This window comes from Duganella sp. GW821-FHT01E12 (assembly GCF_059422325.1).
This window is the reverse complement of sequence record NZ_JBWKWR010000008.1, coordinates 165,143-182,691: the sequence shown is the minus strand read 5'-3', so window position 1 is coordinate 182,691 and position 17,549 is coordinate 165,143. Positions and strand designations below refer to the sequence as shown.

Sequence of the window (17,549 nt, the reverse complement as noted above, 5' to 3'; positions counted from 1 at the left end):
TACATTCCGGGAATCGCTATATAGTTAGCCTATAGCAACGCGCTAATTACCCAGGAGATAAATATGAAACTTGATGCCCTGTTCCAGAATCCAACTGCGTTGCCCACCGCGCCTAAAGTCGTGGAAGAGCTGATCAGCAGTTTCGACAAGGCCAGCGTCTCGACCGAAGAGATCGCGAAAAAACTGTCGACGGATCCGGTGCTGAGCGCCAAGCTGCTGCGACTGGCCAACTCGGCCTACTACCACGTCTCGCGCAGCATCGGCACGGTGGAGGATGCGGTGCTGATGCTCGGCTTCGTCACCGTGCGCACGCTGGTCATCAGCTCCGGCCTGGTCAGCGGCTTCAAGACCGTGCCCGGCCTCGACCTCAAACAATTCTGGCGCTACAGCCTGCACACTGCGGTGTCGGCCAAGTGGATTGCCAAGAAGACCAAGGAAAACACCGACCTCGCCTTCACCATCGGCATGATGCACGCCATCGGCCAGCTGGTGATCCACTCGGCGATGGCCGAGCAGGCGATGGCGCTGGACAAGGTGGCCGGCCCGCTGGATTCGCGCCGCCTGGACGCCGAGCAAGCCTCGTTCGGCTTCACCTTCGCCGACGTCGGCGCCGAGCTGGCCAAGCGCTGGAAATTCCCGCTGACCTTCTCGGAAACCATCCTGGCCTTCCCCGAGCCGCACCACAACGGCGAGCTGAACCGTCTGGCCGCCGTGGTCTCGCTGGCCGCCTGGCGCGCCCGCGTCGAGCAGGCGCAGATGAGCGATGATGAGATCGAGGCCTGCTACCCTGCCGATCTGGCCGAGGAACTGGGCCTGGACGACAACGCCCTGATCGACGAAATGCCGTCGCCGGACGAGTTGAGCGCCGGCCTGGAAGAGCTGGTCAAATAAGCCAACTTGCCATAAACACCATGGGAAGCCGCCGGTTTCACGCCGCGCGGCTTTTTTTTTCGACTTTTTTCAGATATTTTTTCAAAACACCCTAAAGTTCGCATTTAAGGCGACGTTAATCAGGACATGCGGTAATCCGTTTTAACTAAACCAGGGTGAGAACATGACCTCCACCGAAGTCCTCTCGATGTACGAAAACATTGCCGGCTTGTCCAATCAAATGGCTGCCGCCGCGCGTCTGGGGGATTGGGACGGTCTGAGCCGACTGGAAGCGCAATGCGCCACCGCCGCCCGCCCGGCCGATGCCGGCGTGCCCAGCCTGAGCGGCGCCCCGCGCCTGCGCAAGATCGACCTGCTCAAGCAGATCCTGGCCAACGACCGCGCCATCCGCGACGTCACCGAGCCTTGGCTGAACAACGTGCCGGGCATGTCCCGTCAGTAAAAACTTCCACTCCCATGCAAAAAGCGCCCGAGGGCGCTTTTTTTACGTCTGCATGGCGATCAGCCCGCCAGCGCCACCCGCAGCGACAGCGCGATCCCCTGCGCCGCCTGGGTGATCTCGTCCAACGACGGGAAGCTCGGCGCGATGCGGATATGGCTATCCTTGGGATCATTCCCGTACGGGAAAGCCGCGCCGGCCGGCGTCAGCGTGATGCCGGCTTCCTTGGCCAGCGCCACGGTGCGCTTGGCCGAACCCGGCGGCGTCACCAGATCGATGAAATAGCCGCCCAGCGGCCGTGTCCACGTCACGCCCGGCACGTCGGCCAGATAGCGCTCGAACTGCGCCAGCACCGCGTCGAACTTCGGCTTAAGCAGCAGGCGATGTTGTTCCATCAACGCTTCCACCGTCGGCAAATCCTTCAGCAGACGCACATGGCGCAGCTGGTTGATCTTGTCCGGGCCGATGCTGCGGATGCCGGCGTGCTTGGTCCACCAGGCGATGTTGGCCGGCGAAGCCGCCAGCGCGGCGACGCCCGAACCGGCCCAGCTCACCTTGGACGAGGACGCGAACACGATCGCGCGATCCGGATTGCCGGCCTGCGCGCACGCGTCCAGGATGTTGGCCACCGCCAGCTTCTGCTCGCCCAGATGGTGGAAACGGTAAGCATCGTCCCACATCAGGCGGAAGTCCGGCGCCGCCGTCTTCATCGCCGCCAGGCGCGCCACCACCGCATCCGAATACACCACGCCGCCCGGATTGCTGTACTTCGGCACGCACCACATACCCTTGATGCTGGCGTCCTCGGCCACCAGTTTTTCCACCATATCCATGTCCAGGCCGGATTCGGTCATCGGAATGTTGATCATCTTGATGCCGCGCGCCTCGCAGATGGCGAAGTGGCGGTCGTAGCCCGGCACCGGGCACAGGAAGGTCACCGGCTCGCGCACCCACGGCGCATGGCCGGGCGTGCCGTTGAGCAGGCTGTAGATGATCACGTCATGCATCAGCGACAGGCTGGCGCTGCTGTCGACCACGACCTGCGCGGCCGGCACGTCCAGCAGCTGGCCGAACAGCGCGCGCGCTTCCGGCAGGCCGATGGTGCCGCCGTAGTTGCGGCAATCGGTGCCGTCGGCGGCCTTGTAGGTATCCAGCGAAGCCATCAGGGCATTCGACAAATCCAGTTGCTCGGGGGCTGGCTTGCCGCGGGACATGTCCAGCTTCAGGCCGAGTTGTTTGAAAGTTTGGTATTGCTCGTGATGCTGAGACGGAAAATCTGCTGCGGTCATAAGGCTCTTTCAGTATGGGGAAGACGGTGGGCGTCGATTACTATAACCCAGATCGCCTGAGCCCGATAAGAGCCGGCTCGTTATAAGCTTATTACATTTTCATTGCTTTTCCATCATGGATTCCGGCGTGACCTCGTGTAGCGGCGGCGCTTCCACCGGCGTTTCGCCCTCGGCGGCCGGCTTTTTCTTGCGGAATCCCTGCCAGATTTTCAGCGGCCCGCTGCCGCGTTTCTTGCGCAGATAGAAGTAGCCGCCCGCGCCCAGCAACAACGCCAGCGCACCGGCCCCGCCCGCGATCAGCGGCCAATTGCTGGCGGCCGGTTCCGGTGGTTTTTCCTTTTTGTACTTCAGTTTGGGCAGCACGCGCACCTTCTTGACTGGCGCGCCCGCTTCGGCCGAGGCCGACGCAGGCGCCGATTCTGCCCCGCCTGCCGCCGCAGCGCTGGCCGCGGCAGCGGAAGCCGACGCGGAAGCGCTATGCGCCTCCCCGTGTCCCGCGCCGTCCGTGCCGGCGCTGGCGTGGGCACTAGCAGCCGGCGCCGCGTGCGCAGCCGTAGCCGTCCCGTCATGCCCCGATGGCGCGCCCTCATGCCCGGACGCCACAGTCAATGCCCCACTGGCCACCCCGCTCTTTGCCCCCAACTCGCCTTGCAGCAGCTTGACCCTGCCCTCCAGCTCGACCAGCTTGCTGGACAGCTCGACACTATGCGTATCGAGCGCCGCGCATTCCTTCGCGCTGATGCCGGACGGCGCGCACGCCGCCGGCGCCGCCGGCCGCTTCACGCCCTTGGGCAGCGGCAGCGGCGGCAAGGGCAGCAAAGCCTGCGCCACGCCCAGCGGCACCGCGCCGCCGGCCTGATCCACTTCGCCTGCGCCCGCTTTGTCCGCCTTGTCCGCCGCAGCGCGACGCGACGGCGCCGGCGCAGGCCGCCGCGCCGGTGTCAATCCCGCCGCCGACCGCAAGCCGCCCGGATCGCCCACTTCCGACTCGTGCGCGGCCGGCATCGGCGCCGGACGCGTCCTGTCGCGCACCGGCGCGGGGGCTGGCGCAACCGGGGCCGGCGACGGAGCGGCCTCCTGAACCGCCCGCTCCGCGCGCGCCAGCAGCGCCGCCTGCGCCGCCGTCACGGGCGGCAACGGCGGCGGCGCCGGATTCGGGTCCGCCTGCAGCCACACGGTCGCCGCGCGCACGTCCTGGCGCCCGGCCGCGCTCAGCTCCAGGAACAGATGGACATACTCGGCGTCGATGGCGCGGGTGGTGGTCAGGTGCAGGAATTGCCGGCCGTCGCGCCGCACCACGGCCAGGTGCAGCGAGGCCAGCGCCGGATTCATGCTGATGCTGGCGCCGCGATAGACATCCTGCTGCGCCAGCCGCACCTGCAGCGCCGACACCTCGTCCGGCGCCAGCTGCACCAGCTCGATGTCGGCCGCCAGCGGCTGGCCGATGTAGGATCGCACGGCGATATCGCCCAGTTCCGCCGCCGGCGCGGCGGCCGCCAGCAGCAAGGCGCCGGCGCCAATGAGGATCGAGGTCAGGAGAGTGGTGCGCTGCATGTTGGGGTCGCTTGGCCGCGAATTCTTAAAGTGTATCAGCTATAACGGCGGATTTTCCCGGTTTTGTAGCCCCAGGTTAATTTTTCCAGACTGCGCTACACTGGACGGACCTTGGCAAATACACATGATTGCTATCCCCGCGCAAAGGAAAAACCATGAACACCAGAAGTGAACGTGACAGTTTTGGCCCGATCGACGTCCCCGACCACCAGTTGTGGGGCGCGCAAACCCAGCGCTCGCTGGAGCATTTCCGCATCTCCTCGGAGCGCATGCCGCCCGAGCTGATCCACGCGCTGGCCAGCGTCAAGCGCGCCGCCGCCCGCGTCAACCTGGACCTGGGCCTGCTGGAAGGCGCCAAGGCCATCGCCATCACCCAGGCCGCCGACGAGGTATTGGCCGGCAAACACCCGACCGAGTTCCCGCTGGCCGTGTGGCAGACCGGCTCCGGCACCCAGTCCAATATGAACATGAACGAGGTGCTGGCCAACCGCGGCTCCGAGCTGATGGGCGGCGTGCGCGGCGAGGCCCGCAAGCTGCACCCCAACGACGACGTCAACAAGGGCCAGTCGTCGAACGACATCTTCCCCACCGCCATCCACGTGGCCGCCGCGCAGGCGCTGGCCGGCAACGTGCTGCCGGCGCTGCGCCAGCTGCGCGACCGGCTGCACGCCAAGGCCGAGGCCTTCGCCGACATCGTCAAGATCGGCCGCACCCACCTGCAGGACGCCACCCCGCTGACCTTGGGCCAGGAGTTTTCCGGCTACGTGGCCCATCTCGACTTCGCCGAGCGCGCCATCAGCACCGCCCTGCCCGGCGTGCTGCAGCTGGCCGCCGGCGGCACCGCGGTCGGCACCGGCCTCAACGCCCATCCGGAATACGCGCACCGCATCGCGGCCGAGCTGGAGCACACGCTGGCCCTGCCCTTCCGCAGCGCCGACAACAAATTCGCCGCGCTGGCCGGCCACGACGCCCTGCTGTCGGCGCACGGCGCGCTCAAGACGCTGGCCGCCGCGCTGATGAAGATCGCCAACGACGTGCGCTGGATGGCGTCCGGCCCCCGTTCCGGCCTGGGCGAGATCACCATCCCGGAAAACGAGCCGGGCAGCTCCATCATGCCGGGCAAGGTCAACCCGACCCAGTGCGAGGCGCTGACCATGCTGTGCTGCCAGGTGTTCGGCAACGACGTCGCCATCACCGTGGGCGGCGCCTCCGGCAACTTCGAGCTCAACGTCTACAAGCCGCTGATCGCCCACAACTTCCTGCAGAGCGCGCGCCTGCTGGCCGACGGCATGCGCAGTTTCGATGAGCACTGCGTGCACGGTATCGAGCCCAACCGCGCCCGCATCGCCGAGCTGATGGAACGTTCGCTGATGCTGGTGACGGCGCTGGCGCCGCACATCGGCTACGACCAGGCGGCCGCCATCGCCAAGCGGGCCCAGCACGAGGGAAGCACATTGAGGGAGGCCGCGCTGGCGCTGGGCCATGTCAGCGCCGAGCAGTTCGACCAATGGATCGTGCCGCTGGACATGACCCGTCCCGGCGCCAAGGGCTGAGGCGGATCAGAAGCCGTAGGAATAGCGCACGCCGGTCAGCCAGTCCGGCCGGGCGCTGGCGTCGTGGCCGGGGTTGACCCGCCACATGATGGCGCCGGTCAGCTTGCCCTGCCGGCCGTCGCGGCCGAACGTGGTGGTGTAGCCGAATTCCAGGTCGCGCTCGGTGGCGGTCGGCCGCAGGTTCAGCGTCGGCGCGCCGAAGGCCGGGGCGCCGGGGTCGCCGCTCTGGGGCGCCGCGCCGCTGTACTGCAGGGTGCCGGCCCGCACCTTGGCCGGAATCGACAAGGTCACGGCAAAGCGGTCGTGGCTGTTGAACACCTGGCGCGTCGACAAGCCCACGCTGAAGGCCATCGTGCGCACCGACGACACTTGCGCGATCAGGCTGTCGGGATTGCCGATGCCCTCGGTGCGGCCGTAGGACGCCATCAACATCAGCGCGCTGCGCGAACTGAGCGCGTAGCCCAGCGAGGCCGAGGTGAAGGTGGTGGTGGGCCGGGTGTTCATCGCCAGCGCCGGCGCCTGCTGCGACCCCAGCACCGAGCCGGTCTCGCGCAGGATGCCGATGGTCACGATGCCGACCGCGCGCCCCATTTTCTGTTCAAAATCCGCGCTGGTGAGGAAACGCTTGCTGTGCTCGTTGAGCATGGGGCCGAGCGGATCGAGCAGCGCCAGATTGTCCGGCAAGGCGCCGAAATGCAGGCGCGCCCCGCCGTTGAAGATGGCGCCGTAGCGCGCCGCGCCGTCGCCCTGCACCTGCTCGCTGAGGGCGGATTGCCGATCCGCCGCCTCGAACAGCAACGACGAACTGGCCCGCTTTTCAAACGCGGGCGCCAGTTTTTGCGGGACAAAGGGATCGGATGCGGCGGCGCCCGCCAAGCCGGAAAGCGGGCACATCAAGACTGCAACTGGCCAGAAAAGCTTGTTCATGGTGCAACTCGCTGAGGGCAAACCATGCTGCACAAATATTCAGCAGTTAACTCAGGATAGCAACTTTTTTTCTCGACGGCAATCTCAACCGTGCGGTATTCGTGGAGTAAACTGCGGCCCTGTCGGAATGCCGCTACACTACCGGAAGTCAGCGGCAGCATCGATTTCACATCATAGCAACAGAGGATAAAATGCAGAAAGTAAGTTTTGAATTGAGCGGCGAATTCGTTGAGCTAAATCAGTTGCTCAAGCTGGTGGGCCTGTGCGACAGCGGCGGCGCCGGCAAGATGCTGGTGGCCAGCGGCAGCGTCCAGGTCGACGGCAAACAGGAATTGCGCAAGACCGCCAAGATCCGCGCCGGCCAGCAAGTGAGCGTGGGCGACGTGCGCATCAGCGTCGAGGGCGCGTGAAATTTATCTTGCATTTAGGCAATAATGCGTTAAGCTGAAGCGTGTGGCGGACAGGCGCGTTTGACGCAGCGCAAACCGGTGGCTTTGCGCGCCGATATATTGAAATGGCCTGCCGCCCGGCTTATTCAACCAGTTTTCTTATGACCAGGGGAACGTCATGGACGATCCTGCACACAATATGCAAACACAGGAACGCCTGCTCGACGACCTGCGGCAAGTGATCGAAAACGCCGAGGAACTGCTCAAGAACACCGGCCAGCACAACGGCATGCTGTACCAGGCGGCCCGCGCCAAGCTGGCGCAGGCGCTGCTGACCGCCACCGAGGAACTGGCCCGCTTCGAAGACGTCCAGCTCAACCGCATGATGGAACTGACCGCCGCCGCCAACCGCCTGCACAAGGACTTGACCGGCGAGGCCAAGCTGTTGCGCGCCTTCCGGCCGACCTAGGCGCGCCGCCCGGCCAGCCAGGCGTCCAGCGAAAACTTGCCGGGACCGTAGGCCACCAGCGCCAGCAGCATCGCGCCCCAGTAGAAGTGGTCGTTGATCGCGGCCGGGCATTCAAAGGTCAGCAGCTGCGGGTAGGAGATGACCGCCATCGCGTTCACCAGGAACAGCGCCAGCGCCGCCGGCCGCGACAGCAGCCCCACGCACAGCAGCACCGGCAGCGCCAGCTCGCCGGCCGCGCCCATGTAGGCCGCCAAGTCCGGCGGCAGCAGCGGCACCATATACTCTTCGCGGAACAGCGCCAGCGTCGCGCCCCAGTCGCCGACCTTGACCAGGCCGGCCTTGAAGAATTGCCAGCCCACGTACCAGCGCAGCGCCAGGCTCATCAGGGAACCGCCCCACGCGCTCAGGGCCGCGTCGTAGCGGGAGATTTGTTGGTGCAGGCCGAGGATAGTTTTCATCATTGCGCTTTCAAAATTAGTTAGTCGCCGCTAGGCGTCTATCCTGACAATCAATGCGTGATCTATCCATTGCTGCAGATTGCCGGCAATGTCGTAGTCCTCGTCCAGCTCGAAGGCCGCGTCCAGCGCCGCGCCGAACGGGCCGCCGGCCGCCAGCACCGACAAGGCCGCGTGGCTGGCCGCCGTCAGCGGCAGCACCTGGGTTTTCCAGCGCGGCCGCGTGACCAGGCCGTAGTCCGGCGCCGCCAGCTCGGCCGGGAACGGCACGCCGCTGCCAGCCTGGTGCGCCTGCCACAGCGGAATCGCCGCCCACTCCGACGCCAGCAGCGTGCAGGCCGGATGCAGCGCCAGCCGCGCCGTCTCGACCTGCTCCGGCGTCAGCGCCGCCATCTGCTGCGCCGTCACGCCGTCCGCGGACGGCGCGTAGTGGGCGCGGTGCAAGGTCCACTCCAGCGTCGCCATGGCCGGCAGATACGGGTAGTCGGCCACGTGCGGGAAGGCGCGCAGGAAAGCGGCGAAATGCGCGCCGAAGCGGTTCAAGTCGCCGCTGTCGGACGGGTGGGCGCGGCCATAGGCTTGCGCCAGGCCGCCGAAGAATTCCTCGCCCACCAGCAGCTCGATCACCGGATAGGCCGCAGCCAGCGTCTTGCGCCAGGTGGCGCTGAGGTTGCCGCGATACAGCGCATAACGGTGATCGTTGTGCTCGCCCTTGAACAACGCCAGCGCGGCCGGCGTCTGGCGCGCATCGAACAGCGCGCCGGCGAAGGTCTGCTGGCTGGCGGCCAGCGCCGGCGCCGGCTCATCGGCCACCGCCGGCGCGGCCGGGCGCGGCGCATCGGCCACGGTGGTGGTGGCGTATTGGCGATGCAGCGCCTCGGCCTTGTCCGCCTCGCCCAACAGCACGCCCAGCTCGGGGATGTCGGTGTCCCACTCGATCAGGGTCGGCAACGCGCCGAAGCGCTGCAGGGCCGCCTGGTACAGCCGCCAGACCGGCTCGGCCACGGTGTCGCCGTGATGGTCGATCACCGCCTCCGGCGTCACCAGGTGGCCGGCCAGGTGGATCTCGCCCACCATGCCGGGGCGGATCGCGGCGATCGCGGCCAGCGCGTCCTCGCCGTGGTTGCATTGGTTGACGTAGAGATTGTTAATGTCGAGCAGCAGGCCGCAGCCGGTGCGCTCTGCCAGCGCCGCCATGAATTCCGCCTCGCTCATCGCGTCCGCGCGGAAGCGCACATAGGTCGACACGTTTTCCAGCAGCAGCTGGCGCTTGAGCGCGTCCTGGACCCGGCCCACGCGCGCGCACAGCAGGTCGAGCGCGGCCCGGTCCAGGGTCAGCGGCAGCAGGTCGTTGAGTTGCCGGTCGCCGACGGCGCCCCAGCACAGATGTTCGGACACCAGCACCGGCTCCACCCGCGCCACCAGGCCGCGCACGCGGTCGAGATGCTGTTCGGAGTAGCCGCGCGCCGAGCCCAGTCCCAGGCCGACGCCATGCAGGCTGATCGGATAATCGCGCCGCAATTGCTGCAACACGTGCCAGTCCCAGCCGGCTTGATCGAGATAGTTTTCGGTGTGGACTTCGAGCCAGGCGGCGCGCGGCCGCTGCTCGATGAACTGCCGGTAATGCGGAGCCCTCAGCCCCACGCCCACGCCCGGCATCGGCTGCGCTGGACCTGACAGGGACATGGCTCCGCGACCGGCTGCGGCGATTACTTGGCTGGCGCCGCGGTCTTGCCGCCGGCCTTTTCGCAGGTGCCCTTGGCCACGTATTTCCACTCGGCGGCGCCGTTGTCGGTTTTCGACTGGCCGGCGCAGGAGTGCGAACCGTTGGCGGCGGCGCAATCGTTCTGGCCGGCCTTGGCGATGCCGAAGCACTTTTCTTTTTCAGCGGAGGCCGACGCGGTCGCGGCGGTAGCCGTGGCGGCGGAAGCGGCGCATACGGTGGCCAGGGCGGCGGCGATCAGGGCTTGACGTTTGTTCATGGTAAGTCTCCTTCAGGGATGGAAGTTAAGATCAAAGTGCGACACATATCGTCTGCAACTGTACGGTAGTCGGCCAGATGCGGGCCGGCCTTACACTTTTTTCAGATTTTTTTTTCAAGACTGTCGAGCAGACGCAGCGTACCAGCAATAACGCGACGATGCATCATTCTGTTGACTGGTTTTAAATCGGGAGGCCACACCGGGCGCAGGAATGCACCGGCACGCTGCGCACCGGACGGTGCGCAGGACTGTAGCGCGGCGCCTAGCGGGCCGCAACGACGCCGCTCAGGCAGTCGTGTTGATCGTGTTGCCCAGATGCGAAGGCAGGTTCGGCGCCGACGGCACCGGAGGAATCGCCTCGATCAGGGCCGCGGCGCTGGAGGCCTGGATATCCTGGGCCTTCTTCAACACCGCCACGCCGACCGCCTGCTTGGTGCCGGTGTCCGCGATCGTGGTTGCCGCTTGGGCAATACCTGAAATGTCCATGTGATCCTCCATTAAGGCGTATCACTTCTTTTACGGACGTTATGCGGCTAACTTTAGGCGTCGGACGAAACTTTTTTCAAATAGTCCTCCAGCCAGGCTTGCACCGCCTGCGGCCGGTTCACATCCAGCCATTCCATGCCCGGCCGCAGGTCCGCCGGCGCCGGCTGGTCGGAGGCGACCGCGATCACGCGTTCGTCGTGCGGATACAGCGGCGGCTTGCCGGCGGCCGCGCGGTACACCTCCAGCTTGGCGACCGGGTAGGACTTGAAGCCTTCCAGCAGGGTCAGGTCGGCCGGCGAAAGGCGGTCCAGCTGCTCGTCCAGCGACGGCTCCGGCGCGCCACGCAGCTCGCGCACGATCGCCACCCGGAACGGCGACGCCACCATCACCTCGGCCGCGCCCGCCATGCGCAGGCGGGCGCTGTCCTTGTGCGGCGGCTCCAGCTCCAAGTCGTGATGGCTGTGCTTGACGACATTGACCTTCAGCCCGCGTCCGGCCAGGCCGGCGATGAGCACCTCCAGCAGCGTGGTCTTGCCGCTGCCCGAGGTCCCGACCACGGCCAGTACGGTGCGCGTAAGCGCGGGTATGTCTTGTTGCATTGCCTGTCTCCCCACAGCATCTAGTCGCCGCCATTATACGCAGCAACACCGGCGCGGGGATGGCGGCGGATTACTCTTCGTTCAGGGCCTTGAAGCGTTCGCTGCGGGCGCTGCGCGTGCCCAGCATCAGCAAGCCAATGCTGATCAGGCCGGCGACGTAGGTGCCGGTCTCCTGTTGCACAGACGGCGATTGTTCCGCCGCGTGGGCGCGCGGAACGGCAAAGGCGGCAGCGATCAGCAGCGGCAGCAATTTCAGGTGTTTCATCGTATTTCCCGTGCATGAATTTCAATGATGGAAAAATATCATTTCTACATGACGGGCAGATGACAGCTTTCAATACGGAACGCGGTAGCGATAACCCTTGAAATTGAATACCGCCTCGCGCGGCTGCAGCTTTTCCAGGACCAGGCCGGGAGCGACCTCCTCGCCCTCGTGGCGCAGGATTTTATCGATCAGCAGCAGCCGGTCGCCCGGGTTCTTGGAATAAATGTAGCCGCCCACCGCGATGTGGGGAATGGAACGCTGTATCGGCTCCGGTAGGTCGCGCAGGTTCTGGACCGGCTCTTCCGGCGCGGCGGCCGGCTTGTCGGCCACGGCCGCCTGCTCGGCAGCCTCCGCCGGCGGATGCGGACGCGGCACGGGCGTCACGGTCGCCACCGGCGGCGGCAAGGCGGCCGCCTGCGGCGCGTTGACCGCCGCAGACGCCATCGGCGCAGCCAGCGATGTAGTAGCGGGGACAGCAACGGCTGCGGCGGGCTGCGCGGCGGCAGGCGCGGCGGCTGGTTCGGCCGCAGCCACTGGCGCCGGGGCAGCCTGCGGCACACTTGCCAGCTGCGCCGGCGGCTGCCGGCGCAACACCAGCGCCAGCAACACCACGACCGCCACACCCATCGCCAGCAACAACAGCACCAGCGGCTTCTTCAACGCGCCGGCGGCCGTCTGCCGCTCCGTCCCATGCAGCGTCGGCGCGTGCAGCGTGGGCGCGCTGCCCAGCTGACGCTCCGCCTGCGCCTTCTTCAATGCTTCCAAAATATAAGACATATTATTTCCCCGCTCCGGCGCCGGCATCCGCGCCCGCCAGCAGGCGCGGCTCCTGCACGCCGCCCAGCTGATACAGCCGGATGAAAGTTTTAGGACCGGCCACGCCGTCCGCCTTGAGATGCTGCTCGGTCTGAAAGTCGACCAGGCGCGCGCGCAGGCCGGCGCTCAGCGGCTGATCGTCCAGCGGCTTCTTCAGCCCGTAGATCTGCGCCAGCCGCCGCGCCAGCCAGTCCACGTCGGGACCGTGGTCGCCGCCGGAAACCTCGTCGCGCCAGCTGCGCGGCGCGCGCCAGAACGTCGTGAACTCGCCGTCGAAGCGCGCCGCCAGCGCGTCCAGCCCGATGCGCTGCGGCTTGCCGCCCGGCGCGACGATGGTTGCGCCCCCCTCGTCCAGGGCCGTCAGCAACACGTAGTTGGGGGCGGTCGGATCGTCGTGCAGCGCCAGCATGGCCGGCCGGTCCAGCAGACGCAACTCCGCCACCCCGCCCTTGGCCTGCAGGCAGCGCAGATTCAGGCGCGCCGCCGTCGGACAAGGCTCGCCGTCCGGCAGCGCCAGCCCCCAGATCGCCGCCAGCTGGCGCAAGGCCGCCGCGCTGCCGCCGACCGGCGCAACCGCGGCCGGCGATGCGGCCGCAGCCGGCGTCGCAGCCATCACCTTCGACGCCGGCGCGGAACCAGCGGGCGCCAGCTTGGGCGCCGGCGCTGAAGCGGCCTGCGCGGCCGGCAACACCGGCCTGGCGCCGCGCACCGCCAGCTGCCAGGCCGCCACGCTGAGGATCACGCCGCCCAGCACGCCGGCCGCCATCCAAGGCCAGCGCGCCGCGCCGTCCCGGCCACCATGGCCACCCGGCAGCGCATCCGGCCGGGCGAACACCTCGGCCGCCGCCTTGCGCAGGATGTTGCGCGTCACCTGCGGCTGGTTTTCCACATACGCGCCCAGCAAGGCGCGGTCGCACAGCAGATTGATACGGCGCGGCACGCCCTTGGCCAGGCTGTGCACCAGCCCCATCAGCCGGCGCGGAAACGGCGCCACCGCCGCCGCGCCCGCCACCGCCAGCCGGTGTTCGATATACGCCCCGGTCTCCGCCTCGCTCAGCGAGCCCAGGTGATAACGCGCGATCACCCGCTGCGCCAGCTGCTCCAGCTCCGGCCGCGCCACCATCGCGCGCAGCTCCGGCTGGCCGATCAGGATGATCTGCAGCAGCTTGCGCTCGCTGGTCTCCAGGTTGGTCAGCAGGCGCAGCTGTTCCAGCACCTCGGCCGACAGGTTCTGCGCCTCGTCGATGATCAGCACGTTGTTGCGGCCCTGCGCATGGCTGTCGAGCAGATAGGCGTTGATCGCATCCACATAGCCCTTGACGCTGATCCGGCCCTGCGGCGCCAGCGCGATGCCGAACTCGTCGCAGATCGACAGCAGCAGCTCCTCCACCGACAGCTTGGGATTGAAGATGTAGGCCAGCTTGCAATTGTCCGGGATCTGCTCCATGAAGCAGCGGCACACGGTGGTCTTGCCGGCGCCGATCTCGCCGGTCAGCAGCACGAAGCCGCCGCCGCTGCCGACCCCGTACAACAGATGCGCCAGCGCCTCGCGATGGCGTTCGCTCATGAACAGGTAGCGGGGATCGGGCGCGATGGAAAACGGCGACTGTTTCAGATTGAAAAATTGCGTGTACATGAAGACCCTGGCGATGCGCTACTTCAAGCGCTGGCGCACCGGCGGCGGCTGCACCGGCGGCAAGGGCTTGAACTTGGCGCAGTAAATCTTGGATTTGGTATCGAAGTAGACGATGCGGCTGGCCGGCTTGGCCTCGCGCACCGGATACGCCGAGCTGTCGATTCTCGCATAATGCAGGCCGACCTGGGCAATGATGGCGCGCTCCAGCTCCTCCGGCGTGGCCTCGGCCACGGCGCCGACGAAGATGTAGGTGCTGGTGTCGTCGCTGACCATGACCTCGGAAATCGGCGTGCCCCACAGGTTGGCGCCGTCGGTCTTGAACCAGTAGGCGCCGCCGTCGTGCTTGTAGGCCGGGCCGAAGGCCTTGAGCAGATAGTCGTAGAAATACAGGTTGTCGGTCTGGTCGCGGCACAGCAGGCCGTTGCCGATGATGGTGCCGAAGGTGGTCGGCACCGACTGCGCGCCGGCGGCGCAACAGGCGGCCGCCAGCCCGGCGGCCAGGACGCCGCGCAGCACAGCCGGAAAGGACGGCATTATAGTTTCGACAGCCAGGAGCGGTTGGCGCTGATGCGCGCCTTGGCCGTGGCTGGAAGGGCTTCGTAACAGCCAGGATATTGTTTCAAAGCGCTTTCCCGAATTTCCTTGTGCAAGCCGTTAATCAAAAAAATATACAGCACCGAGCCGTCCTCTGTATTTTTGGTTCCCATATATCTGATCATGTGTACTCCCTTGATCCGCGCAGGTATTCCCCGGCTATACATGCTGGCGTCCATTATGACATTTAACGGCTGCGCCGGGCCGAAGTTGAATCGCGGTTCACCACCGTTATTTTGCAGCTGATCCCCCCGTTACGCGCGTCCGTCCCATTCCGCGCGCCGCCGGGCGGGAATTATCCTATCGTTCAATCCTCGCCACTTCCCATCATCGAGAACAATATGAAGCAGACGATCAAACATACCGCGCTGGTTTCGGCCCTGTTGCTGGCTTCCCTGGCCGGCGCCGCGGCCCAGGCCGACACCAGGCAGGACGACAGCACCGGCACCGAAACGCGCACCGTCGCGGCCTTCAGCAACATCGCCATCAGCGGCCCGTTCCGCGTGATCGTCACCGCGCAGCCGGGCAACACCATCGAACTGTCCGGCCTGCGCCGCAAGTTCGCCGACATTGAAACCTCGGTCAGCGGCGACACCCTCACCGTGCGCCAGCCGCGCATGAAAAGCAAGGGCTGGACCTTCAATTTCAGCTGGGGCAAGGACAACCACCCGCAGACGACCATCCGCATCAGCGCAGCCGGCCTGAAGAGCCTACGCAACTCCGGCAGCGGTGACGTTGATCTGCAACAGTTCCAGGGGCAACAATTGACCCTGACCTCGGAAGGCCCCGGCGACGTGCACGGCAGCGGCAGCGTGCGCGACCTGACCGTCAACGCCTCCGGCAGCGGCGACCTCGACCTGCGCACGCTCAAGGCGGCCAGCCTGAACCTGGTGATGAGCGGCCCCGGCGACATCAACGCCGGCGGCATGACGCAGGACGTCAACCTGTCCGTCACCGGCTCGGGCGACCTCGACCTCGACGACCTGCACGCGAACAAGATCAACGCCTCGCTGCACGGGCCGGGCTCGGTGTCGCTGCACGGCGCGGCCAAGGAAATCCGCGCCGAAGTGGCCGGCTCGGGCGATCTGGAGGCGTGCACGCTGAACACCGAGGCGGCCAGCGCCATGCTGCACGGCCCCGGCGAAGCCTGCCTGGCCGGCGCCATCAAGAAATTCGACGCCGAAGTGCACGGCTCGGGCGACCTGACCGTGCGCGGCCTGATGGCGCCGAGCGCGCGCGCCCTGCTCAGCGGGCCGGGCAATATGAACCTGTCGGGCAGCGTGGGCGTGCTCAGCGCGGAAGTGAGCGGCTCGGGCGACCTGGAAGGGCAGTCGCTGCAAGTGGCGCGCGCCGTCACGCGCAGCCGCGGGCCGGGCAACATCATCCTGAGCAAGGTCAGCGACGCGCTCGACGCCGAGCTCAGCGGCTCGGGCGACCTGAGCGCCACGGCAGCCTGCAAGAACGTCAAGCTCAACATGCACGGCCCGGGCGAGGTCAAGCTCGAAGGCAAGACCGACACGCTGGTCGCGCAGCTGAGCGGCTCGGGCAGCCTGCACGCGCGCCAGCTGTGGACCAGCCAGGCCGACGTCCACGTCAGCGGTCCCGGCAACGCGATCATCAACGTCGCCGACAAGGCCGTCACCTACGACCGCAAAGGCCGCCGCCAATAAAATTGGGGCAAATAAAATTGGGGTCAAGTCTGACATTCGGACACGAGCTCCGCAGTAAGCGCGCGCTTACTGCGGAGCTCGTGTCCGAATGTCAGACTTGACCCCAAAGTTGTTTAATCGAAGCAGAGGCGCTTCTTGGTGGCGGCGATCAGCTTGGCGTCGTACGGATGCAGGTTTTCGATGAACAGCAGCTCCGTCTCGTCCGGCTCCTCCAGGCACATCGCCAACATCATCGGACCATCCTCCATCCGCCCGATGAAATGCTTGGGCCAGCGATTCTTGCGGTTGGTCTTCATCACTTCCATCCCCAGCTTGGCCAGCGGCGCCTTCACGCCGGCAGCCAACGCTTCCTTCTGCCAGTCGTCCCAGTAATCGTTCATCATCTTGCCTTCAAAAGTGCACTAAAGCCATAGTGTACTCCCTCGCCCCCCTTCCCTACCAAAACCAGACCAAAGTGGCATGCAAATGCGACACCGGACCACTTGCCGCAAAAACCAACAATCACCAATAAAAACAATCACTTAAAAATACATTCCAAGTCGACAACGCAAGTCCACTTCAATATTTTTTAATACCAGTTAAATACCTGTTGACAAGCTGGTTTGCCTGCCCATATAGTGCCCTCAACACGGGACTTCCCGGCACAGCATTCTCGGATAATCATGATCGACTTTTTAATCGGCGTTGACGGCGGCGGCACCGGCACCAGGGTGCGCCTGGCCCGCATCGACGGCATGGAACTGGCCGAAGGCGTCAGCGGCCCGTCCGGCCTGATCCACGGCATCGCCAACGCCTGGGCCGCCGTCGAGGACGCGGCCGGCATGGCCTTCCGCGCCGCCGAACTGGAACTCCCGGCCAGGGACACCATCGCCATCGGCCTCGGCCTGGCCGGCGTGCACAACCGCGCCTGGGCCGCCGAGTTCGTCGCCGCCAATCCCGGCTACGCCCGCGTGGCGCTGGAGACCGACGGCCACACCACCGTGCTCGGCGCCCACCGCGGCCAGCCCGGCGCCATCATCGCGCTGGGCACCGGCAGCGTCGGCGAGATCAAGCGCATGGACGGCGTCCACGTCGAGGTCGGCGGCTGGGGCTTCCCGGCCGGCGACGAGGCCGGCGGCGCCTGGATCGGCCTGCGCGCCGTCAACCACGTGCAGCAGGTGCTCGACGGCCGCGTGCCGGCCAACGCCTTCAGCGCCGACCTGGCGCAGGCCTGCGGCGGCGGCCGCGACGCGCTGCAGAACTGGCTGGCCAAGGCCACGCAGACGCAATACGCGCAACTGGCGCGCATCGTGCTGCAGCACGGCGAGTCGAACGACACCGCGCGCGCCATCCTGCTCGAGGCGGGACGCCAGGTGGAACTGATGGGCAACGCGCTCGACGCCGGCGGCCAGCTGCCGATCGCGCTGTGCGGCGGGCTGGCGGCGCCGTTGCGCCCCTACCTGCCGGTGTCGATGTTGAAGCGGATCGTCGCGCCGCAGGGCGATTCCGCAGCAGGCGCCTTGCGGCTGATCCAACAACGTCTGAAGGAGTAAGCC

The 17,549-nt window shown here is 66.5% G+C and carries 21 protein-coding genes; 7 read left to right on the top strand and 14 right to left on the bottom strand.

The window, feature by feature from the left end:
• The first annotated feature begins 63 nt into the window (after positions 1–63).
• A complete protein-coding gene (locus tag AC07WS_RS21840) occupies positions 64–891 on the top strand; it encodes an HDOD domain-containing protein (protein WP_494731111.1) in 828 nt (275 codons plus the stop codon).
• Positions 892–1,054: 163 nt separating this feature from the next.
• Positions 1,055–1,333: a flagellar protein FliT gene (locus AC07WS_RS21835; RefSeq protein ID WP_494731110.1), complete on the top strand. Its 279-nt coding sequence runs from the start codon at positions 1,055–1,057 to the stop codon at positions 1,331–1,333.
• Between the two features lie 59 nt (positions 1,334–1,392).
• Here AC07WS_RS21835 and AC07WS_RS21830 read toward each other — a convergent pair whose 3' ends face one another.
• A complete protein-coding gene (locus tag AC07WS_RS21830) occupies positions 1,393–2,619 on the bottom strand; it encodes an aspartate aminotransferase type Ic (RefSeq protein ID WP_494731109.1) in 1,227 nt (408 codons plus the stop codon).
• 99 nt (positions 2,620–2,718) lie between these two features.
• A complete protein-coding gene (locus AC07WS_RS21825; RefSeq protein ID WP_494731108.1) occupies positions 2,719–4,173 on the bottom strand; it encodes a type IV pilus assembly protein FimV in 1,455 nt (484 codons plus the stop codon).
• 155 nt (positions 4,174–4,328) lie between these two features.
• Here AC07WS_RS21825 and fumC point away from each other — a divergent pair, with 155 nt between their 5' ends.
• On the top strand, positions 4,329–5,726 hold the full coding sequence (gene fumC / locus AC07WS_RS21820) for a class II fumarate hydratase (protein ID WP_494731107.1): 1,398 nt from the start codon (positions 4,329–4,331) through the stop codon (positions 5,724–5,726).
• Between the two features lie 6 nt (positions 5,727–5,732).
• On the opposite strand, the gene AC07WS_RS21815 is transcribed toward fumC, so the two are convergent.
• Entirely contained in the window at positions 5,733–6,653 is a 921-nt protein-coding gene (locus tag AC07WS_RS21815; protein WP_494731106.1) for a hypothetical protein, read from the bottom strand.
• 191 nt (positions 6,654–6,844) lie between these two features.
• Between AC07WS_RS21815 and AC07WS_RS21810 the strand changes: the two genes are divergently transcribed.
• Positions 6,845–7,063: an RNA-binding S4 domain-containing protein gene (locus tag AC07WS_RS21810; RefSeq protein WP_494731105.1), complete on the top strand. Its 219-nt coding sequence runs from the start codon at positions 6,845–6,847 to the stop codon at positions 7,061–7,063.
• 157 nt (positions 7,064–7,220) lie between these two features.
• Positions 7,221–7,511, top strand: coding sequence for a DUF883 family protein (locus AC07WS_RS21805; protein ID WP_494731104.1), 291 nt, complete (start codon positions 7,221–7,223; stop codon positions 7,509–7,511).
• Here the strand turns inward: AC07WS_RS21805 and AC07WS_RS21800 are convergent.
• From AC07WS_RS21800 to AC07WS_RS21755, 10 genes are all read right to left on the bottom strand, one after another.
• A complete protein-coding gene (locus tag AC07WS_RS21800; protein WP_494731103.1) occupies positions 7,508–7,972 on the bottom strand; it encodes a DoxX family protein in 465 nt (154 codons plus the stop codon). The genes AC07WS_RS21805 and AC07WS_RS21800 overlap by 4 nt on opposite strands.
• 27 nt (positions 7,973–7,999) lie before the next feature.
• Positions 8,000–9,652 (bottom strand): MNIO family bufferin maturase, encoded by a 1,653-nt coding sequence (gene bufB / locus AC07WS_RS21795; RefSeq protein ID WP_494731102.1) that lies wholly within the window; start codon positions 9,650–9,652, stop codon positions 8,000–8,002.
• 23 nt (positions 9,653–9,675) lie between these two features.
• Positions 9,676–9,948, bottom strand: coding sequence for a BufA1 family periplasmic bufferin-type metallophore (locus AC07WS_RS21790; protein WP_494731101.1), 273 nt, complete (start codon positions 9,946–9,948; stop codon positions 9,676–9,678).
• 285 nt (positions 9,949–10,233) lie between these two features.
• A complete protein-coding gene (locus tag AC07WS_RS21785; protein ID WP_117015501.1) occupies positions 10,234–10,434 on the bottom strand; it encodes a YjfB family protein in 201 nt (66 codons plus the stop codon).
• Positions 10,435–10,487: 53 nt separating this feature from the next.
• Positions 10,488–11,033 (bottom strand): molybdopterin-guanine dinucleotide biosynthesis protein B, encoded by a 546-nt coding sequence (mobB, locus tag AC07WS_RS21780; RefSeq protein WP_494731100.1) that lies wholly within the window; start codon positions 11,031–11,033, stop codon positions 10,488–10,490.
• 70 nt (positions 11,034–11,103) lie between these two features.
• Entirely contained in the window at positions 11,104–11,298 is a 195-nt protein-coding gene (locus tag AC07WS_RS21775) for a hypothetical protein (protein WP_494731099.1), read from the bottom strand.
• A 69-nt stretch (positions 11,299–11,367) separates the two neighbouring features.
• On the bottom strand, positions 11,368–12,075 hold the full coding sequence (locus tag AC07WS_RS21770) for a general secretion pathway protein GspB (protein ID WP_494731098.1): 708 nt from the start codon (positions 12,073–12,075) through the stop codon (positions 11,368–11,370).
• Position 12,076: 1 nt separating this feature from the next.
• Complete coding sequence (locus tag AC07WS_RS21765; protein ID WP_494731097.1) at positions 12,077–13,750, bottom strand: AAA family ATPase; 1,674 nt, start codon at positions 13,748–13,750, stop codon at positions 12,077–12,079.
• 18 nt (positions 13,751–13,768) lie between these two features.
• Entirely contained in the window at positions 13,769–14,284 is a 516-nt protein-coding gene (locus AC07WS_RS21760; protein WP_494731096.1) for a hypothetical protein, read from the bottom strand.
• Entirely contained in the window at positions 14,284–14,469 is a 186-nt protein-coding gene (locus AC07WS_RS21755; protein WP_494731095.1) for a hypothetical protein, read from the bottom strand. Before AC07WS_RS21755 ends, AC07WS_RS21760 begins: the two co-directional genes overlap by 1 nt.
• Positions 14,470–14,685: 216 nt before the next feature.
• Here AC07WS_RS21755 and AC07WS_RS21750 point away from each other — a divergent pair, with 216 nt between their 5' ends.
• Positions 14,686–16,014 (top strand): head GIN domain-containing protein, encoded by a 1,329-nt coding sequence (locus AC07WS_RS21750; RefSeq protein WP_494731094.1) that lies wholly within the window; start codon positions 14,686–14,688, stop codon positions 16,012–16,014.
• Between the two features lie 113 nt (positions 16,015–16,127).
• Here AC07WS_RS21750 and AC07WS_RS21745 read toward each other — a convergent pair whose 3' ends face one another.
• Positions 16,128–16,397, bottom strand: coding sequence for a hypothetical protein (locus AC07WS_RS21745; RefSeq protein WP_494731093.1), 270 nt, complete (start codon positions 16,395–16,397; stop codon positions 16,128–16,130).
• A gap of 279 nt (positions 16,398–16,676) precedes the next feature.
• Here AC07WS_RS21745 and AC07WS_RS21740 point away from each other — a divergent pair, with 279 nt between their 5' ends.
• Positions 16,677–17,546, top strand: coding sequence for a glucosamine kinase nucleotide-binding domain-containing protein (locus AC07WS_RS21740; RefSeq protein ID WP_494731092.1), 870 nt, complete (start codon positions 16,677–16,679; stop codon positions 17,544–17,546).
• Positions 17,547–17,549: the final 3 nt, after the last annotated feature.

What these genes read in the sequence shown, in the direction of transcription:
- AC07WS_RS21830 (WP_494731109.1), bottom strand. Translation starts at nt 2,619, where the DNA reads ATGACCGCAGCAGATTTTCCGTCTCAGCATCACGAGCAATACCAAACT.
- AC07WS_RS21740 (WP_494731092.1), top strand. Translation starts at nt 16,677, where the DNA reads ATGATCGACTTTTTAATCGGCGTTGACGGCGGCGGCACCGGCACCAGG.
- AC07WS_RS21825 (WP_494731108.1), bottom strand. Translation starts at nt 4,173, where the DNA reads ATGCAGCGCACCACTCTCCTGACCTCGATCCTCATTGGCGCCGGCGCC.
- AC07WS_RS21775 (WP_494731099.1), bottom strand. Translation starts at nt 11,298, where the DNA reads ATGAAACACCTGAAATTGCTGCCGCTGCTGATCGCTGCCGCCTTTGCC.
- AC07WS_RS21765 (WP_494731097.1), bottom strand. Translation starts at nt 13,750, where the DNA reads ATGTACACGCAATTTTTCAATCTGAAACAGTCGCCGTTTTCCATCGCG.
- AC07WS_RS21770 (WP_494731098.1), bottom strand. Translation starts at nt 12,075, where the DNA reads ATGTCTTATATTTTGGAAGCATTGAAGAAGGCGCAGGCGGAGCGTCAG.
- AC07WS_RS21760 (WP_494731096.1), bottom strand. Translation starts at nt 14,284, where the DNA reads ATGCCGTCCTTTCCGGCTGTGCTGCGCGGCGTCCTGGCCGCCGGGCTG.
- AC07WS_RS21835 (WP_494731110.1), top strand. Translation starts at nt 1,055, where the DNA reads ATGACCTCCACCGAAGTCCTCTCGATGTACGAAAACATTGCCGGCTTG.
- bufB (WP_494731102.1), bottom strand. Translation starts at nt 9,652, where the DNA reads ATGTCCCTGTCAGGTCCAGCGCAGCCGATGCCGGGCGTGGGCGTGGGG.
- AC07WS_RS21810 (WP_494731105.1), top strand. Translation starts at nt 6,845, where the DNA reads ATGCAGAAAGTAAGTTTTGAATTGAGCGGCGAATTCGTTGAGCTAAAT.
- AC07WS_RS21800 (WP_494731103.1), bottom strand. Translation starts at nt 7,972, where the DNA reads ATGATGAAAACTATCCTCGGCCTGCACCAACAAATCTCCCGCTACGAC.
- AC07WS_RS21815 (WP_494731106.1), bottom strand. Translation starts at nt 6,653, where the DNA reads ATGAACAAGCTTTTCTGGCCAGTTGCAGTCTTGATGTGCCCGCTTTCC.
- AC07WS_RS21840 (WP_494731111.1), top strand. Translation starts at nt 64, where the DNA reads ATGAAACTTGATGCCCTGTTCCAGAATCCAACTGCGTTGCCCACCGCG.
- AC07WS_RS21790 (WP_494731101.1), bottom strand. Translation starts at nt 9,948, where the DNA reads ATGAACAAACGTCAAGCCCTGATCGCCGCCGCCCTGGCCACCGTATGC.
- AC07WS_RS21745 (WP_494731093.1), bottom strand. Translation starts at nt 16,397, where the DNA reads ATGATGAACGATTACTGGGACGACTGGCAGAAGGAAGCGTTGGCTGCC.
- mobB (WP_494731100.1), bottom strand. Translation starts at nt 11,033, where the DNA reads ATGCAACAAGACATACCCGCGCTTACGCGCACCGTACTGGCCGTGGTC.
- AC07WS_RS21805 (WP_494731104.1), top strand. Translation starts at nt 7,221, where the DNA reads ATGGACGATCCTGCACACAATATGCAAACACAGGAACGCCTGCTCGAC.
- AC07WS_RS21755 (WP_494731095.1), bottom strand. Translation starts at nt 14,469, where the DNA reads ATGATCAGATATATGGGAACCAAAAATACAGAGGACGGCTCGGTGCTG.
- AC07WS_RS21785 (WP_117015501.1), bottom strand. Translation starts at nt 10,434, where the DNA reads ATGGACATTTCAGGTATTGCCCAAGCGGCAACCACGATCGCGGACACC.
- fumC (WP_494731107.1), top strand. Translation starts at nt 4,329, where the DNA reads ATGAACACCAGAAGTGAACGTGACAGTTTTGGCCCGATCGACGTCCCC.
- AC07WS_RS21750 (WP_494731094.1), top strand. Translation starts at nt 14,686, where the DNA reads ATGAAGCAGACGATCAAACATACCGCGCTGGTTTCGGCCCTGTTGCTG.